Here is a 329-nt window from a genome sequence, read left to right on the forward strand (position 1 = left end):
GGATCGGCTGCCAGCAGGGTCAGCCGTTCTTCCAGCTCATGAAGCTGGCGTTTCTTGCCCGATTGCAGCGCCATGCGCCGTGCCAATGAGTTTTGCAGCGAACGCACCACGTTGATATTGGCGGGCACCCCGTTGGAGGTGTAGCCCGCCCGGTAGGTTTTCACTTCCATCAGCTGGTTGAGCTGGGTTTTCTGCAGGCGTGGCAGCTCCAAGTCTTCAAACAGCAGATCCAGATACTCATCCTTGGAGATCTGGAACACGAAATCGTCAGCCCCTTCCCCCTGATTGGATGCCTGGCCTTCGCCCGATCCCTGACCTGCCCCCCCCCC

The 329-nt window shown here is 59.6% G+C and carries 1 pseudogene; it reads right to left on the bottom strand.

Going from position 1 to position 329, the window contains the following annotated elements:
- Positions 1 to 329: pseudogene (locus tag BN1128_RS26205) on the bottom strand (DUF444 family protein); the annotation flags it as partial.

It is taken from the genome of Aeromonas piscicola, assembly GCF_000820005.1.
GTDB lineage: Bacteria > Pseudomonadota > Gammaproteobacteria > Enterobacterales > Aeromonadaceae > Aeromonas > Aeromonas piscicola.